The 17,433-nt window shown below is 70.8% G+C and carries 6 protein-coding genes; 1 reads left to right on the top strand and 5 read right to left on the bottom strand.

Features of this window, described 5'->3' with window-relative positions:
- Positions 1-115: 115 nt before the first annotated feature.
- From ABZ495_RS35505 to ABZ495_RS35490, 4 genes are all read right to left on the bottom strand, one after another.
- A protein-coding gene (locus ABZ495_RS35505; protein WP_359840059.1) for an IS5 family transposase occupies positions 116-933 on the bottom strand; the annotation gives its coding sequence in 2 pieces (ribosomal slippage) (positions 116-582 and positions 582-933; 819 coding nt in all).
- A gap of 68 nt (positions 934-1,001) precedes the next feature.
- Positions 1,002-1,256 carry a hypothetical protein gene (locus ABZ495_RS35500; RefSeq protein ID WP_359811677.1) on the bottom strand — a complete coding sequence of 85 codons (255 nt, stop codon included), beginning with the start codon at positions 1,254-1,256 and terminating at the stop codon, positions 1,002-1,004.
- A 359-nt stretch (positions 1,257-1,615) separates the two neighbouring features.
- Positions 1,616-2,182 carry an SMI1/KNR4 family protein gene (locus ABZ495_RS35495; RefSeq protein ID WP_359811674.1) on the bottom strand — a complete coding sequence of 189 codons (567 nt, stop codon included), beginning with the start codon at positions 2,180-2,182 and terminating at the stop codon, positions 1,616-1,618.
- Positions 2,183-2,195: 13 nt separating this feature from the next.
- Positions 2,196-12,905 (bottom strand): LamG-like jellyroll fold domain-containing protein, encoded by a 10,710-nt coding sequence (locus tag ABZ495_RS35490; protein ID WP_359840057.1) that lies wholly within the window; start codon positions 12,903-12,905, stop codon positions 2,196-2,198.
- Positions 12,906-14,098: 1,193 nt separating this feature from the next.
- Between ABZ495_RS35490 and ABZ495_RS35485 the strand changes: the two genes are divergently transcribed.
- The gene (locus ABZ495_RS35485) at positions 14,099-14,497 is read left to right on the top strand and encodes a hypothetical protein (RefSeq protein ID WP_359811669.1); all 399 of its coding nucleotides are present in this window, start codon (positions 14,099-14,101) and stop codon (positions 14,495-14,497) included.
- Here the strand turns inward: ABZ495_RS35485 and ABZ495_RS35480 are convergent.
- Positions 14,480-14,767 (bottom strand): hypothetical protein, encoded by a 288-nt coding sequence (locus ABZ495_RS35480; RefSeq protein ID WP_359811666.1) that lies wholly within the window; start codon positions 14,765-14,767, stop codon positions 14,480-14,482. The genes ABZ495_RS35485 and ABZ495_RS35480 overlap by 18 nt on opposite strands.
- Between the last annotated feature and the right edge of the window lie 2,666 nt (positions 14,768-17,433).

The following is a 17,433-nucleotide window of genomic DNA, read 5'->3' as shown; positions in this document are numbered from 1 at the left end:
AGCTACCTCGCAGGCCTTCACCTCCGCGCCTCGATGATCTGGATAGACGACCTCGTACGACCGCTCCACTGATCACAACATCACACAGGCCCTAGTGCTGGATTCCTTAGAGGTCCTAACAAAGGCGTTGGACGTGGCGGTGGGTGATCAGGCAGGTGGCGAGGCCGAGGAAGGCCTCGTGGATGTCGTCGCGCCGTTCCCAGCGGATGCGCAGGCGGCGGAAGCCGTGGAGCCAGGCGATGGTCCGTTCGACGACCCAACGGTAGACGCCCAGGCCGGAACCGTGGGGCACTCCGCGGCGGGCGATCATCGGTTTGATGCCCTGCTTCCACACCAGTCGCCGGTACTTGTCGTGGTCGTAGCCGCGGTCGGCGAACAGGAGGTCGGGGCGGCGCCGGGGTCGGCCGACGAGGCCGGCCACGGCGGGAACTTTCGCCAGCAGGGGCAGCAGCTGGGTGACGTCGTTGCGGTTGCCGCCGGTCAGTGACACCGCGAGCGGGATGCCCTGGGCGTCGACGAGGACGTGGTGCTTGCTGCCCGGTCGTGCGCGGTCGACCGGGCTCGGTCCGCTTTCGGGCCCCTTCGGGCAGCCCGGACGTGGCTGGAGTCGATCACCGCCCGGGACCAGTCTAGGTGCCCAGCGGCCCGGAGCTTTCGCAAGAGGACCAGATGGAGCCGGTCCCACACGCCGGCCTCGTTCCAGGCGGCCAGGCGCCGCCAGCAGGTCATGCCCGAGCCGAAGCCGAGCTCCTGGGGCAGGTACTCCCACTGGATGCCGGTGTGCAGCACGAACAGGATCCCGCACAGCGCCTGCCGGTCCGGAACACGAGGTCGCCCCTGCTTCAGCTTCGGCGCCGGCCCGGGCAACAACGGCTCGATCAAGCCCCATAGTTCGTCCGACACGACCCACGGACGAGACTCCCTCTTCCCCACGGACGGACTAACGAGCACATCAACCGACAGTCACGCGACTACGACTTTTGTTAGGGCCTCTTAGAGTATTAGCCAGGTGAGGGTTCCTCTGAGCCATATGTGAGTAGCGGACGAGCATGCGTTCCGAGTTCGCCCCCCTGGTCGCCCTTGCTGAACGCCTGAATATCGCCCTCGTCGTCCAGGAAGACCAATTCGGTGGAAGTCTCGCCAAAGACGTTATATGTCACGCAGGCGGCGTCGCCGCTTTCCGGGAAATAGAAAGAGACAAGGCGTTCCGGAATCCCAATTTCCAAGTCCGAATATTCGATCATTGCACGCTTCATAGGGATCCACCTTGCCCATAAGCTCGTTGACATCGCGCACACCATGCCAACGACCGCAGTGACACGGCGCTACCACCGATTACGGGGCAGAGCCGGGCACCGTACAGACCCCGGGCACGGCGAGACCGTCGAGGGAATAGGTTCCCCCGCCGGTGCCGGCGCGACGCAGTCACTCGGGAAACCTAGGACCACTCAACCGCCGCCTGGTCACCGGCCCTTGTGAACTCCAGATTCGGGCACATGACTTCCGGAATCCACTGGTCATGAATTCTCATGCCATCGATCCCCCTCACTGAAGCCCGAGCCTTTAGCAAACCCTGATCCCCAGCTCAGAACCGATCAGCCATGTTGCGTTTCTGTCAGTATCGTTCGCGGAGAAGTGACTTCCAGATGCAAGGGTCGAGGTTTCGATCAATCATTTCCTCGGCGTCAGGAAACTCTCCACTTAGGACCGCCACAAGGAAGTCAACCATTCCCCCGTCGAATCGATTCATCTCATCTCCCCCGTACCGCCATACCACAACTGGCCATTGGTCTGGATCCGATCCGACCATGTGCCAACAGAAGTAGTCAGCAGACGTGTTGCTAGCCCACCCCAAGAGGCCGCCTGGCGCCAGGAATGGCCCGTAAGGCCGGACCGCCTCCGGAAACCATCCGCCCCACTGCTCCATCATCTGGCTCAGGTTTTGGTTAAACCGATACAGCCCGTCAAATCTGGCCTCATCGAGAATATCAGGCTTTAGCGATGGGGATGCAACAACGAGGTCACCCGAGAAACAGACGGGCCCATATCGTTCAATGAATGCTCGATAGTCCGAAGGAAATGGGACACCAAGCTGCTCTACGGCCTTATTCCAGGGAACCTCGAGCGGGGGGTAGTCGGGCATCCCCATTATTGCTTCAAGGTCGCCGAGGGTATGAGACATATACTACACCTTCCTAATCTCCGAGCCGAACGGTCCCATTTGCTCCCACTTTCTCATTGCGAACGTACCTGAAATCGCGAACCCCTGGACGCCCATCAGCGTACTGCCCAATAGCAACCATGAAGAATCCCATCGGAATTCGGCTCGAGGGCGTCTGGTAGACCGGAGTAACTGTATAGTCGACAATTTGCTTGCCCCTCATAGCGGCCCCGACGACGCCCACCTCGAACCCTCGCATAGCTGACTTGGTGGTGTTCACGCCAACCTGAAAGCATGGCGCGAGGTTCTGGGCGACGCCGCGGCCGCCGAACTCGCGCGCGATGAAGTGGCAGCGAGCAAGGCCTGGTACCCCATCGGGACTCCAATCCGCGTCATCCACGATCTCCTTCGCCGCCGACCACCCAGTGATTTCTCCGTCCGCACCGGTCCCGCGCTTTGAACGTGGCGTACCAGTCAGACAGGCCTCGGCAGCAGTCGGACGCCTTACACCAGGGCTACCTGCAACATCCTCCATGTTCCCGTACTTGATCCACCCAGTTCCAGTCCCGTCCTTGTTATCGGTGTCGGATCCTGCCGGACGACGGTCCAGACAGCTCTGAGGCTTGTCCCTATCTGGCTGGGTGCTCTGGCCCGGTTGGGGGCCGGGAGCGGTCGTCGTGCCCGGCAGTGCGTTCGGGACGAGGACGAGGAGGGCGAGGAGGTCGGCGCTGCTGTAGGCGGCGGCGATGATGTTGGGGGTGTCGTGGGGGTTGGGGGCCGTCCAGTCGGCTTGGGGGGTGGGGCGTTCGGTGTAGGGCTTCGTCTTGTCGAAGAGCGGCTTGGGAGGCTCGGCTCTGGGCGCAGCGGGGCGCGGGGGTGTCTTGGAGTGGCCGCAAGCGGTGCAGGTTGGGGTCTGCTGCGGTCCGGTGGGGTTGGCGGCGGGCAGGCCTGTGGGGCTCTGGGGCGCGGAGGTCGGGGTGCTGGGCCTGGAGTTGCGCCAGTCCCGGGCGGCCTGCTTCTCCTGGTAGACGTCACTGCTCGCGTAGCCGCTTGGCGCGGTGCTCGGACTGCCGAAGCTGCTCACGCCGAGGCCCCCGACGCCCGCACCGGGGATGGAGAAGCCCGGCATCGGTGCGGTGTTCGCGCCGCTCGACGGCGGCCGGTAGCCCGAGGTGTTCGGGACGTAGGGCTCGGCCTGTGGAGCAGCCTTGGCTGCGGGCGCGGAGTTGGCTCCCGGCTTGATCTTGATAGTGCCGTTGAAGGTGCCGTTCTTGCCGAATGAGATTCCGCCGCCGGCGTTGCCGGCTGAGATCTGGATGGAGCTGCCTGCCGCGCCCGGGGAGCCCGGTCCGCCGCAGCCACAGTGTGAGACGTTCTCGTGTCCGGTGGGGTCGGTGCCGCCCAGGGGGTCGGCGTTGGCGTAGGTGTAGCGGTTGGCCTGGCTGGAGGGGCTGGGGTCGAGTTGCCAGGAGTCGCGGCTGGTGAAGCCTCCGGTGCCGGGGCGGTACCAGCGGGCGGCCATGTTGACGTCGCCGCTGTCGGGGTCGGTCCAGCCGGACTGGTAGCCGAGGCTGGAGCGGGTTCCGGTGGTGGCGACGGGCTTGCCGAAGGGGTCGTAGGTGGTGGCGCCGGTGACGGTGGTGCCGTCGGTGTTGAGGGTGGCGGTGGCGTCGGTGTGCTGGTCGGTGCGGATGCGCAGGTTGGCGGTGCCGTTGGTGGCGCCGAGCAGGGTGCCGGCCCCGTCGCGGGCGTAGCTCCAGGTGCCGTCGCCCGTGAGGTTGTTGGATCCGCCGTCGTAGGTGAACTTGGCGGCGTTTCGGGTGGTGACGCGGTCGAGGCCGTCGTAGGTGTAGGTGGTGGTGCCCTCGGTGACCTGGCGGCCGAAGGCGTCGTCGGCGAGGGTCTCCTGCGTGAGGCCGGTGGTGACGGCGGCGAGGGTGCCGCGCGGGGTGTAGCGGTAGGTGCTGGTGCCGTCGGAGAGCAGGCGGTTGCGCTCGTCGTAGGTGGCGGTGGCGGTGCCATTGCCGGTGCGGTTGCCGGCCGCGTCCCAGGTGTAGGCGGTCGTGGTGGTGTCCGCGGTCCAGGAGGTGAGGCGCCCGGCCAGGTCGTAGCCGTAGTGGTTGTCGCGCACCGGGTCGGTGGCGGTGCCGGCGACGCTCTTGCGGGTGAGGCGGTTGTCGAGGTCGTACTCGTAGGTGGTGCCGGTGAGCGGGGTCGCGGTGTCGCCGCCGACGAGCAGCTGGTCGCCGGTGAGGCGGCCGAGCGGGTCGTAGCCAAGACGGCGCTCGGACATCGTCTTGAGCTTGGTGGTGTCGGCCGGGTCGGGGGCGACGTAGGACTGCTTGGCCAGGCGACCGTCGCCGTCGTAGCCGTACCGGTTCTGCGTGCCGGTGCGGGGGTTGTGCGCCCAGTCCAGCTGACCGTCGGCCTGGTAGCCCATGAGGGTGTCGCCGGTGTCCTTGTCCCAGCGCTTGGTCAGGCGCCCGTCGGCGTCGTACTCCCAGGTCTGGGTCGCGGCGTTCAGGTCGGTGCCGGCCTTGATCAGCAGGCCGCGGTCGTTGTAGGCGTAGCTCTGGCCGGTGAGGGTCGAGGAGTTGTGCCGGACGAGGTGGCCGGCCTTGTCGTAGGCCAGTTCGCGGTCGGTGGTGGCCGCCTCGGCGCCGGTGCCGCTCTCGCGGACCAGGCGCCCGGCCGGATCATAGCTACTGGTGCGGACCACGCCGCCGGGTTCGGTCAGCTTCACGGCCTGGGCGGCGACGTCGTAGGCGGTGGTCCAGGTACGGTCGGCCGCCGCCGGGTGGGCGGTGGTGGCGGGCTCGATCGTGGACTCCGGCAGGCCCCACGGGTTGAAGGTGTAGACGGTGGTGTTGCCCTTGCCGTCGGTCAGGCGGGTGCGGTTGCCGGCGGCGTCGTAGCCGAAGGTGGTGGTGATGTTCTGGCCGGTGGCGACCGGCTCGGTGAGCGTGGTCGGGCGGCCGAGCGCGTCGTAGGTGGTGCTGGTGACGGCGCCGGTGGCCGGGCTGGTGGAGGAGACCGCGCGGCCTTCGAGGTCGAACGCGGTGGTGGTGGTGCGCAGGACGGTGCCGGTGGGGTCGAGGTTGTCGGTGGTGGTGGGGTTGCCGAGGGCGTCGTAGTGGGTGCGGGTGGACTCGCCGAGGGGGGCGATGGCGCGCACGGGCCGTCCGGCGGTGTCGTATTCGAGCGTGCTGACGCGGCCGAGGGGGTCGGTGGCGGTGACCGTCTGGCCGGCGGGGTTGTAGGTGGTGGTGCTGGTGGCGCCGGTCGGGGTGGTGAGGGCGGTCTGGTTGCCGGCGTCGTCCCAGGTGAACGTGGTGGTGAGGTTCTGGGGGGTGGGCTTGCGTTCGACGGTGGTGGCGGTGAGGGTGCGGCCGAGTTGGTCGTAGGTGGCCTCGGTGCGGGCGCCGACCGGGTCGGTGGCGGACAGTGGGAGGCCGGTGGGGGTCCAGGTGGCGGTCCAGGTGGGTGGGTTGTCGTCGACGGGGGGCTGGAGTCCGCCGAGGGAGTTGGGTTCGACGCGCTGGACCTGGTGGCCGAGGCGGTCGTAGGTGTAGGTGGTGCGCCGGCCGGCCGCGTCGGTGCTGGCGGTGACGCGGGAGAGTTTGTCGTACTCGACGCGGCTGGTGGCGGTGAGGGGTGTGGTGGTGCCGGGCGGGGTGTAGTCGGGCAGGGTGGCCGAGGTGGTGCGGCCGAGCTTGTCGACGGTGGTGCGGGTGATGCGGCCGAGCGGGTCCTTGGTGGTGACGGCTTCGCCGAAGGCGTTGTAGCCGGTGGTGACGGTGGGGCGCGCGGGGGTGGCGGCCGCTCCCCCGCTCTCGGTCAGGATCTGCGGGGCGGTGGTGGCGATGGCGCGGCCGAGGGCGTCGTACTGGTGGGTGGTGGTGTGGGTGGCGGGGTCGGCGCCGGGGGCGTTGCCGTTGGGTGAGGTGCTGGCGGTGAGGAGGCCGCGCTGGTCGTAGGCGAAGGTGGAGACGGCGGTGGGGCCGCCGGTGGAGGAGGCGAGCTGGGTGCGGGTCAGGCGGCCGGCGGGGTCGTAGGTGTTGGTCTGGACGCTGTTCTCGGTGTCGCTGACCTTGAGGGTGGTGGAGGTGACCCGGTCGTCGGCGTCGTAGCCGGTGGTGATGGTGCGCTTGAGCCCCGCGGGGTCGAGGACGCTCTGGGTGATGCGGCCGGCGGTGTCGACGGTGTTCACGGTGGTGGTGCGGCCGCCACCGGTGGTGCGCTTGGTGAGCTGGCCGGCGCCGTCGTACTCGTCGGCCTCCAGCACGATGGCACGGGTGCCGCCGTCGGCCTGGGTGACGTTGCGCGCGGTGGTGGTGGCGGGCAGGCCGTCGTCGAAGTAGGTGTAGGAGGTGACGGCGCCCATGGCGTCGGTGACGGAGGCGAGGCGGCCGGCCGGGTCGTAGGCGCGGGATTCGACGGTCAGGTCGCGGGTGCCGTTGCCGTCGCCGTTCCAGCCGTTGACGATGGTGGTGGCGAGCTGGCCGCGCGGGGTGTAGGTGGCGCGGGTGACCTGGCCGAGCGGGTCGGTCACGCTGGTGGTGCGGCCGAGGTTGTCGTAGCCGTAGCGGGTGACGGCGCCCTCGGCGTCGGTGTCGGTCTCGGCCCGGCCGGCCGCGTCGTAAAGCGTGGAGGCGGTCCGGGAGCCGTCGGTGCCGACGATGTCGGCGGTGGTGGAGCCGGTGATCCGGCCGTCCTGGTCGAAGGCCACGGTGGTCTTCGTCTGGTGCTCGGTGCCGGTGACGGCGTCGGTGACCTTCGGCCCGGTCTGGGCGGTCAGGTGCCCGAGGTCGTCGTAGGCGTAGGTGGTGGTGACGCCGGCGGGCTGGGCGTCGGAGGTCTCGGTCGCCGAGGTCTTGCGGCCCGCGTTGTCGTACTCGTAGGTGAGCTTGAGGCCGCTGGGCGTAGTCGTGGCGGCGAGGTCGCCGGAGGCGCGGTAGGTGTAGGTGGTGACGGCGCCGCCGGCGGTGGTCTCGGTGGCGAGCAGGCCCGGCGGGGTGGTGCCGCCGCCGACGGCCGGTTCGGTGCCGGTGGTGTAGGAGGCGTGGGTGGCGCGGCCGTCGGGGCGGGTGGTGGTCTCGGGCAGGCCGAGGGCGTTGTAGGAGACGGTGGTGCGGTAGGTGTCGTCGGTGGGGCCGGCGGAGCGGGCGTCGCGGGTCTCGGTGGGCTTGTCGTTGCGCGGGTCGCGCGGGTTGTCCTGGTTGTGGAAGTAGCTGGTGTAGGAGGTCCAGCAGGAGTCGGCGTCGCGGCAGGTGGTGAGGGAGAGGGTGTTGCCGCGCTCGTCCTGGCCGCTGACGGTGGTGTGTCCGTTGGGGTCGGTGACGGTGTGGACGAAGCCGCCGGTGTCGTAGGTGTAGCTGGTGGTGCCGCCGCCCGCGTCGGTGCGCGCTATCAGGCGGTCGGCGCGGGTGGCGTCGTGGATGTCGGTGGAGACGTTGCCGGCCGGGTCGGTGAGCGTGACCCTGGAGGCCAGTTCGGCGGAGGAGGAGGCCGAGCGGGCCTGGTAGTGCGCGGCCACCCGGTCCGCGCTCAGCGGGTGCTGGTAGAACGCGACCTCGTCGATGTAGCCGTCGAACCAGGACCAGCCGCCGTTGCCGCCGGGCATCGAGCCGGTCCAGCCACCGCCGAGGTAGGTGCGGTTCATGTTCAGGTGGTCGACCGTGCCGGTGGCGGTGCCGACCAGGGCTCCGTCGAGGTAGAGGGACTGGGTGCCCTGGGCGGCGCTGATCACGGCGTGGTGCCAGGAGCCGTCGTTGACCGCGCCGCCGGAGGTGATCGGGTCACCGTCGATGCCGTAGAAGAGGCCGCGCAGCCTGCCGTCGGAGCCCACGTACAGGACGGGAACCGTGTTGTAGGGTGCGGCGCCCATCGGTTCGCTCTGCTCGGACAGGATGACGCCGGCGCTACCGGTGCGGAACCAGAGTTCGGCGGCCAGGTCGCTCTTGGCCTGCAGGAGCGGGGCGGGCAGGTCGACGTAGGAGGCGCTGGTGGCGTGGAACTCGGCGGCGTGGCCGTCGCCGGGGCCGAACACGCCGGTGAGGCCCGGCCTGACGGCCGGGGCGTAGCTGCCGTTGCCCTTGGTCGCGGCGACCTCGCTGGCGGCGGTGGTGCCACTGGTCTCGTCGAGGTGCCAGAACCCGGCCGGTGCGTCGGTGACGACCGAGCCGCGGTAACCGACGCCCTGGCCGGCGACCTGGGCGCTGCGGGCCCGGTAGTGGGCGAGGACGTCGGCCTCGCTCAGCGGGTGCTGGTAGACGGCGACCTCGTCCATGCTGCCCGTGAAGTGGCTGACGTCGCCGGGGGAAGCCGGCCACATCGCGGCGAAGCCGGCGCCGAGGTAGGTGTGGGTGTTCTGCTGGTGGTCGACGGTGCCGGACTGGGTTCCGACGGCCTTGCCGTCGAGGTAGAGGGTCTGGTTCGAGCCCTGGGCGGAGAGGACGACGTGGTGCCAGGCGCTGTCGTTGACGGCGTTCTCGGACGGGGTGCTGGTCGTGCTGCCGTGGAAGCGGCCGCGCAGCTTGCCGTCGTCACCGACGTAGAGGATCGGGGTCCAGGTGCCGCCGGGTCCGGCAGAGTCGTCGATGGCGCGGCTCTGGTCGCCGAGCAGCACGCCGGGGCGGTCGGTGGTGAACCAGAGTTCGACGGCGAGGTCGGTCTTGGCGTGCAGGACGTCCTGCGGGATCTCGACGGAGGAGCCGGCGCTGCCGTCGAAGCGGGCGGCGGTGTCGTCGGTCGGCGCGAACACGCCGGGGGCGTTCTTGGCGACGCCGTCGCCGTAGGTGCCGGTCAGGCCGGTACCGGTGTCGCTGGCGGCCAGGGCGCCGTCGCGTTCGCCCAGGCGCCAGAAGCCGGCCGGCTCGGAGGTTTTGACGGCGTTGTTGTAGAGGAAGGAGCCGCCGGTGAAGGTCGGCTCGGACAGCTTCCATTCGCCGCCGCCGGCGTCCGTGATCTTGGCGGCCCGCTCGGTCACCGCGTCGTAGGTCACCTGGGCGCTGGTGCGCCCCGTGGGCAGGACGGTCTTGGTGAGCTGGGCGCCGGCGCCGCGCAGGGCGTAATGCTCGGCCACCGTCTGCTCGGTGAGCGGGTAGTCGTAGACCGCGACGTCGTCGATCTGTCCGCTGAACCAGGAGGAGCCGCCGTTGCCACCGGGCATCGTGCCGGTGTATCCGCCGCCGAGGTAGGCGCGGTCCATGTTGAGGTGGTCGATGTCGCCGGCCGCGGTGCCCACCAGGGCGCCGTCCAGGAACAGCGCCGTGGTGTCCCGGGCACCGGCGAGGACCACGTGGTGCCAGGCGCTGTCGTTGACCGGGCCGGCCGTGGTGACCGGGCCGCCCTGGACGCCGTAGAAGAAGCCGCGCAGCCTGCCGTCGGAGCCCACGTACAGGGCGGGGACGACGTTGTACGGGTCCTCCCCCATCGCGCGGTTCTGCAGCGAGAGGATCACGCCCGCGCTGTCGGTGCGGAACCACAGTTCCACCGAGCGGTTGACGGAGGCGCTGACGGCACGGTTCGGCAGCTCGATCCAGGAGGTGGAGCGGCCGTTGAAGGTCACGGCGGTGTCGCCGCCGCTGCCGAGCGCGCCGGGGGCGCCCCAGGCGATATCCTGGGCCCCGCCGGGTGCGCGGTCGCCGACCTTGGCGTCGTTGGCCACGCTGGTGCCGGTGCTCTCGCCCAGGCGCCAGTACCCGGACGGGCCGGAGTCGCGCACGCCGGTGCGGTAGCGGGATCCGGTGCCGTACTCGTACACGGTGCAGCCCTGGGCCGCGGTCGTCGGGACGCCCGGCGGACACACCTTGGCCAGCCGGTCGCCGTCGTACTGGTAGGACCAGCCGCCGGTGACGCCGGAGGCGGTCACGGCGGTGACGTGGTCGCCGGTCCAGGCGAAGGACAGCGCGCGGCCGGAGGTGGTGTCCTTGACCTGGGTCAAGCGGCCGTCGGTGTAGAACAGCTCCTGGACGTGGCCCGCCATGTCCACGACCTGGCCGAGCCTGCCGGCCGGGTCGAAGTAGCGCACCGTCCCGCCGCGCTCGACCAGCATCCAGTTGCCGTCGTCGAGCTTGCGCAGATCCGCAGCGATCCCGGAGCCGGCGACGTAGGCGTTCTTGCCCGGGTCCCAGCCGAAACGGGCCCGGGAGCCGTTGGACGCGGTGAGCAGCACGTTGCCGCTCGAGGCGAGCCAGCCGCCCGACTCCGCCTGGATGCGCATGTCCCAGGGGGTGGTCCAGCCGGCGCCGAACAGGCCGGTGGTGCGCGGGTCGAGGGAGTTGTAGGAGCGGGTGAGGGACAGTTCGGGGCCGACGGTGGGCAGGGAGGCGTCGGTGGCGGCGGTGGTGTAGTTGCCGGTCGCGGTGCTGACGCTGCGTCCGGCGTCGGCGCCGGTGGTGTACTGGCTGGGCTGCGGGAGGATGGTGCGCAGGAGGGAGGGCTGTGACCAGTCGCTCTCGGCCGCGCCGTCGCCGGTCTTGGCGTACCAGGCGTACTGCTCGTTCCAGCTCAGCCATCCCGCGGGCACGCCGAAGCGGGACTGGCGGGCGAGCCAGCCGCTCTCACGGCAGTCCACCCGGGGGTTGTCGCCGATCACCCGGCACACCGAGAACTTGTAGTCCAGGCCGGGGTTCGGTGCGCTGTCCGGGTCCTGGCCCTCCGCCGTGAGGGTGGGCTGCACCTGGTAGACGACCGCGTTCGAGGGCGGCGCCAGGCGGGTCAGGTGCGGTGGCATGTTGATCGAGGAGATCTGGATCGCCAGCCGCGGGACGCCGGCGTCCATGTAGAAGTTGCTGGTCTGGTAGTCGTCCATCGTGAACGCGACCGTGTAGGCACCCTGGGGCAGGGCTCGAATGTGCGCGTCCACGACGGCCGCGCCGCCCGGCGGCACGTCGTAGGGCATCGCCGTCCAGGCGATGTTGGTCCCGTAGTCGGTGATGTGGTTGCCCCACTGGTCGTAGAGCATGTACGACATCTTGTAGCTGTTCGTCGGGGTCCAGGTCTCCATGCCGCGGTTCCACACCCGCAGCCTGACGATGCCGTCCTGGGTCGCGGTCACCGGCTGGACCAGGCCCCAGTTCTCGTAGTCCGCTCCGTACTTGGACCAGGTGACGTCCAGACTCGGCTGCCCGCCGGGCATGTCGTCACTGCCGAACTGCTTCCAGCCCCGCGAGTCCCGCGGGTCCGCCTTGATCGCCAGGCCGTAGTTCGGGGCCCATCCGTGCGTCCAGGCGTTGACGAGGCTACGGCCCCCATCGCCCAAATAGATGGACTCCCACCCGGGCTCGCATCCCCACGGCGCCGAGGCCGAGGCCCGCCAGCCGTGCGCGAACGACGGCGCGGCCAGCGCCGGCCCGGTGTCCGGGCCCGGCATGGTCCGCAGCGAGCCCTCCGACCAAGCGGAGGTGACCGGATGGATGCTCACCTGGCTCGGGGTGCAACTGTAGGACCAGCTGCTGTGCAGCCCGAGGCTGACATTGAGGACCGCGGCGTTGCGCAGGTCGTTCTCGATGCCGTTGAAGCGCACGAACGAGGCGGCCTGGTGGCCTCCGCCGTCGTAGGTACCGACCTTCAGGACGGTGTCGGCGGAGAAGTCCTGATTGTACGGCGACTGGACGTAGGTGCCGTCGACGGCCTTCACCGAGGAGAAGGACGGGTCGACCTTGACCGGGTAGACCCGCTCGGGCGCGGCGAGCCACGCCTGGTCCAGCGTCACCTTCAGCGCCTGGCCGCCGGCGTTCGCCACGAGCTCGTAACGCACACCGCCCGAGAACGCGCCCTCCTCGGTGTTGGGAGCGAACGCCGAGTCCATCATCCAGCCGGCCGGCATCCGGCCGCGCACCGCACCCGCCGTGTCCTTAAACACGACCGCGCCGTCGCCCTCCAGCGAAGCGGCGACGCCCTGCAGGCGCAGCGGGAACAGCCATTCGGCGGGGGCGGCGGGGTCCTTGAGGACCAGGGTCTCCTTGAAGGAGGTGCTGCCCGCGACGAAGGTGACGTCCGCGTGCGGGCGTGCTTCGGGGTAGGTGATGGTGGAGCCGTGTGCGGTGCCCTGGGCGGGCGCGGCGCCGTCGAGGGTGTAGCCGACCGAGATGCCGTCGGCGAGTTGCAGGCGTACCAGGGGGTCGGTGTTGGCGCTCTGGGCGAGGGTGAGTTCGCGTTCGCCCGAAGTGGAGGTCCAGCCGGTCTGAACGGGGGCGGCGCGGCCGGCGCCGGCCGTGCCGGTGGGGATCAGCGTGGTGTCGATCGCGGCCCAGGTCCCGTCGGCGCGGCGGAAGTTCACCGCCTGCGGGTAGGTGCGGGTGGTGAATGTGCCGTCCGCGTTCTGGAAGGTCCGGGCGTTCTCGGTGCGCTGCTTCGGTAGTTCCTTGCTCTTCACCGGGTCGAAGCTCTTGGCGGGGTCGGTCACCTTGGCCCCGGCGGGGCGGGGCGGGGCGTCGACGGTCTTGGCGTCGGTCTTCGGCAGCGCGGCGGGCGGGGGTATGACGGCCGGGACGGGGGCGGTGGTGGCGGTGGTGGTGTCCTGCGGCAGCTCACCGGGGGCGGGCATGGCGCCGGGCCGGCCGCCCTGCGCCTGGGCGCTGGTCGCGCCCGACGTGGCGTCGTGGCCCTGCCCGGCCGCGCTGCCCTGTCCCTGCTGGGGCAGCGGCCCCGGATTTGTGGCGGCCGTGGCGGCTTCCTGGCTCGCGACGGCCTCCAGCGCGGACGCCCCATCGGCGACACCGAGGACGACCATGACCATGGCCAGGGCGACAGCAAGACAACGACGAGCCGCGAACACCAGAGAACCCCATCGGGCAGACACCGAAGAATCCCGGCAGATATATCCGAACCGCGCCACCCGCATAAAGGCTACCGGCGGGTTTCGTGGCCAAGATCACGAGACAAACCGTCAGAGATCCCCATACGTCCCACCGCCCGCCGGGATAACGATTCGAGCCGTCATCCAGGAGGTAGCCGTGCACTGACGGCCCGCACCATCAGCGCAGGCCAGAAGGCCAACGTGCGGGGCGATCCATGCAACGATCGGAACCCGTAATTCCACGGCGGCGGACGCCTGAGAATCATCGAAGCAAGGCCCGTCGGAAACCATTCCAGGCCACTTCCAGGACTCATGACGGTGGGTCAACCGCAGCGGTTCGAGAAGAGGTTTCCCAATGGCGAAGAACCCGTTGCCGCGAACAGGGGCGGCCACAACAGGTCCGACGCCACCACAACCATCCGGGATCCCCGGTCCGCGCACACCCATGCCTGCGCCAACCGCCCCGACGTTCATGCCCCGCGGCCTGGCACCGGACCGCCGACATCGCACGGCGCATGCAAGTCGGCATGCTCGCCCGCGCCCGACTACAAGGGCACGTCCGGCGCACGGCCGGCCCACCGACCGGCCGCCTCCAGGTCCCGCTCGACGCTCGCCACCGCCTCTCTCACCGCCGACCACGCGACTTCGGCAGGTGCTGGAGCTTCACCAGTGGCTCAGCCGCTGTCACGAGACCCGCTCGGCGGAGGTCGTCGTGTCCCGCTGTGCCGTGTCCAGCACTACTTCCAGGCGCGTCGCTCGGGCCAGTCCCGGGCACTGGCTCCGGGCGCGGACCAGCGCCACACGGGCCTCGTCGTGGCGGCCGAGAGCGGTGAGCGCGGCGGCCAGCGTGCAACAGGCGTCAGCACGCCAGAACGGCGAACTGGCATTGACGCTCCAGCGCTGGCCCAGCAGGGCGGCCGACTCGGCCGGCCGTCGAGCAGCTCGGCATCCGCGGCGGCCTGCGCGTACTTGTGCGTCCAGGTCGGTTCCGGCTGGGAACCGTCGCCGTGGAGACCGATGAGCGCGAGGGCGACGCGGTGCCGGACCTCCCGCGAGGCCAGCTCGCCGGCCTCGCCGGCGGCCACCGCCGCTGCCGCCAGCAGCTGGTAGCCGGACACACGGCAGGCTCCCCCATGCCTCTGCAACACTTCCCGGGCTCCGGCGTCCGCCTGCTCGTACCGGCCTCCGGCGAGCAGGACGCCCACCTCGGTAGCACTCACCGGGCTCGACGCGGGCAGCAGGTCGAGCTGCTGGCGAGCCTCACCGATCCGGCCCCGGATCATCCGCCGTTCCGCGCGCGTCAGGGCGGGGTCGCGCAGCTGGTGTTCGATCAGGTCGTGCCGCAGTGTGAGGCCCAGAGCTCGGTCGAGGTCCAGGAGAACCACAAGGACGCGAAGAACTGCGACACCAAGGCCGACCTCGCCACCGGCTTCTGCGGCTACCACAGCTCCGACCCCGGCCAGGACTGCGGTAGCGACGGCCGGCCGTGGCCCGCGCGCCCCGGTCGGCGCAACTCATCCCGAGGCCTGTAGCAGGGCCGTGCTCGCACGCAGGGCCCCGCAGACGCGGCGCAGTGCCTCCAGGGATTGGTCGGGGTCGGCCAGGTCTGCGGCCTTGTGGAGCCAGTCCCTGCAGGAGTGCAGGAAGGCGATCGCCTCCCGGGCCAGGCCCAGGTGCAGGCCGGTGAGCGCGAGCGTGGCGCAGGCCTCGGCCAGTGTGGCGGTCGAGGGTTGGAGGAGCGTCGGGGCGCCCCAGCGGCGCAGGTCCGCGGCGATGCGCTGCCGGGCCTCGTCGGCGGTCATCCGCCGGTGCTCGTGGGCGGCCCCTCTGGGCTGCGGTCCTGCGGTCGGCTCGTCGTGCACGCCCACCCCGCTCGTTTGCTTCCCTGTCGCAGTTGCGTCGTCGCGCTGGGGTCGCGCTCCCCGTCCGTGGCCGGGCCCTGCCTGGCCCTCGACCAGGGGGCGGTCGGGTCGTGGTGGAAGCCGGCGAGCCAGCGTAGCCCGGCCGCGTTGGCGAGCGGGGTGGCAGCGGTGCGGCGTGGGCGGTGGTCCTCTGACGGCCGTTCGGGCGGTGGTCGGGTGAGGTCCGGCGGCGGGCGGGAGGCTGAGGAGGGGAGGGCGGTAGTGAAGCGGTGCGGCCCGCTCGGCGCGGTGGTGTCGAGCGGGCGTGGTGGCCCTGGAAGGTGCTGCCCCTCGGGTGGTTGCTCACGGCGCCGGGAAGGGGCGGAGGTGACGACGCGTAGACGATCGCCGTCGAGCGCGCCGGGCCGATGAAGACCTCCCCTCAACTGCCGGTCAGCCGCGCCCATCCTCGTGCTGGACCGGCGCAGGGCAAGGCAGTAGCCGCCGGGGGTGGGTTGGTGTGAAGGGAGCTGCGGATGGCTTCCTCGGCCTCGGGCCCGCGTCTTCGGGCCGTCGTCGCCCTGAGTGCGCCACGGAGTGTGGTGGGCATGGGCGAGGCGGGAGGCTTGGTGCGTGACGGCGCCAGGAACCGGACGCGTCGGTCACGGTCACGTCGTACAGGAAGAGCCACACCCCGCCGCTCAGGGCACGGCCGGGGCCGGTGTGGGGGCGTCGATCGCCTCGCTGGTGATGGCGTCCTTGCGGGCGTTGCAGCCGTTCTTGTCCGCGTCCGTCCAGTGGCGGTAGGCGGTGCGCGGGTAGCCGGTGCGGTCCTCGTCTGCGACGCTCAGCGCGTCGATCGCGGCGTAGAAGGTGGTGTTGACGACGTCGCCGGCCGCCCGGCCGGGCCCGGGCGGGCGGGAGCCTTCGTAGCGCTGCCGCCGCTGCGATCACGCTTGCTCGTAGCGCTGTCCCGCGCCGCTGGACGCTCATGCCCGGGGTTGTCTTCCGGCAGGAAGATCATCTGTCGTTGGTCTTCGTAGCGGGTAGCTCCCGGCCGGCGTGGCACGCCCGGCCGCGGTCCACTCCGTGGAGGGAACGGTCCTGCTGGAGCACCACTCCCCCGGCCGCCGCGAGTTGCGCCTCGACATCCTTTCAGGGGGTGGGGGTGGGCATCATCGTGACGCCGGAGGGCTCCGCGGGCCTGGCCGTCCTCGTCCCCGGGTCCGCGGGGACGTCCGCCGGGCGGGAACCACCTGCGGTCCGGACTGACGGTGGACAACCGAAGATTCTTCGGCGCCGGGCGGTACGGCCGGCCCACTTCAGGGATGAATCGCAGCAAGATTTCCTGCCTCGGGGCGCGGCCACGAGGTCCCGTGCGAGGACTGATACCCGCTCACCGGCCAAGGCCCAGAACTCACCGTCGCGGGGAGGGGCGCGGCAAGGGGTACTGGAGCGTCCACAGCCCCATCGAGGACACGTCGTTGAGTTCGACGTCGAGGCCGCGGGCGCGGGGGCCGTTGTCCTGGAAGTAGTGCTCGCGCAGGCCCTCGGCGAGGATCCGCTCCTGCTCAGCCTGGGAGGCTCAGGGCGTCCCGGGCGGGGTAGAGCCTTGTGAGTCTTCGACAGCTGGCCGAGGCGGGGGACGAAGTCCTTCTTCTCGTCACGGCCCATCGGCGGCAGGCCGAGCTCGGCCAAGGCGGCGTCGGTGAGGACGACCAGGGCGTCACCGCCCTTGCTGTGCCGGTGCAGCCGCGGCGAGCCGAACTTTTGCTCCAGCGCCCACTCCACGACGGCGGCCAGGGTGCGGTCGGACGGGGCGGTCGGCGCCTGGTGCCGTCGGCGGGGTAGGCCACCAGTGCCCTGCCGGACGGGGCGACGTCCAGCACCGCGAGCGGGCCTGCCGGGAAGCGCGCGGCGACGGCCTGCTCCCAATCGGCCGCCCCCTCGGCGGCCGGCTTCGTCGCCGTCGCCTTCCGGGCCCGCGACGACGAGCCGGCGACCGGACGCGACGGCGCGCCACGGCGCGGGGAAACCGCCGGACCAGCTCCGGGGGCGGTCGGCGCCGCTACGGGGGCGACGTCCAGATGGCGGGCAAGCGCCTCCACCACGGCCAGCGAGGGCCCAACCGCTTCCACCACGGCGTGCCGTTCCACGACCGGAGCCGGCGTGGAGTGCTCGACAGTGGCGGCCTGGGCGGCCTGCACGAGCCCGGCGACCGACGACGGCGGCCCGACGACGGGGGCACACCAGCCGCCCATGTGCATCGGACGGCCATGAGCGCGGTACGGCGTCGACCGCCCAGGGACCGATCGCCCAGGGACCGACCCGACGCGGACCGACCTGGCGCGGATCGACCGCCCGGCGAGCGGCCAGGCGCCGGCGCGGGGCAACCTGGACGCGCCGCTGACCAGCTTCGTCGGCTGCGGGGAGGACGTACGCCGGGTGGTCGGACTGCTCGATCGGGCCCGGCTGGTCACCCTGGTCGGGCCCGGCGGGTCCGGCAAGACCCGGCTCGCCGTCACGCCGGGTGGCAGCTCACCCCGGCGGGCGGCGTCTGGCTGGTCGCCCTGGCCCCGGTCGGGGCGGAGGACGTGGCCCGGGCGGTCCTCGACGTCCTGCGGCTG

The sequence above is a fragment of the Kitasatospora sp. NPDC005748 genome (assembly GCF_040630735.1).
GTDB lineage: Bacteria > Actinomycetota > Actinomycetes > Streptomycetales > Streptomycetaceae > Kitasatospora.
The sequence above is the reverse complement of the archived record's forward strand: the minus strand, read 5'-3'. Positions and strand labels throughout refer to the sequence as shown.

Excerpts from the sequence above, each read along its gene's own strand:
- ABZ495_RS35480 (WP_359811666.1), bottom strand. The coding sequence starts at position 14,767 with ATGACCGCCGACGAGGCCCGGCAGCGCATCGCCGCGGACCTGCGCCGC.
- ABZ495_RS35490 (WP_359840057.1), bottom strand. The coding sequence starts at position 12,905 with ATGGTCATGGTCGTCCTCGGTGTCGCCGATGGGGCGTCCGCGCTGGAG.
- ABZ495_RS35495 (WP_359811674.1), bottom strand. The coding sequence starts at position 2,182 with ATGTCTCATACCCTCGGCGACCTTGAAGCAATAATGGGGATGCCCGAC.
- ABZ495_RS35500 (WP_359811677.1), bottom strand. The coding sequence starts at position 1,256 with ATGAAGCGTGCAATGATCGAATATTCGGACTTGGAAATTGGGATTCCG.
- ABZ495_RS35485 (WP_359811669.1), top strand. The coding sequence starts at position 14,099 with ATGCCTCTGCAACACTTCCCGGGCTCCGGCGTCCGCCTGCTCGTACCG.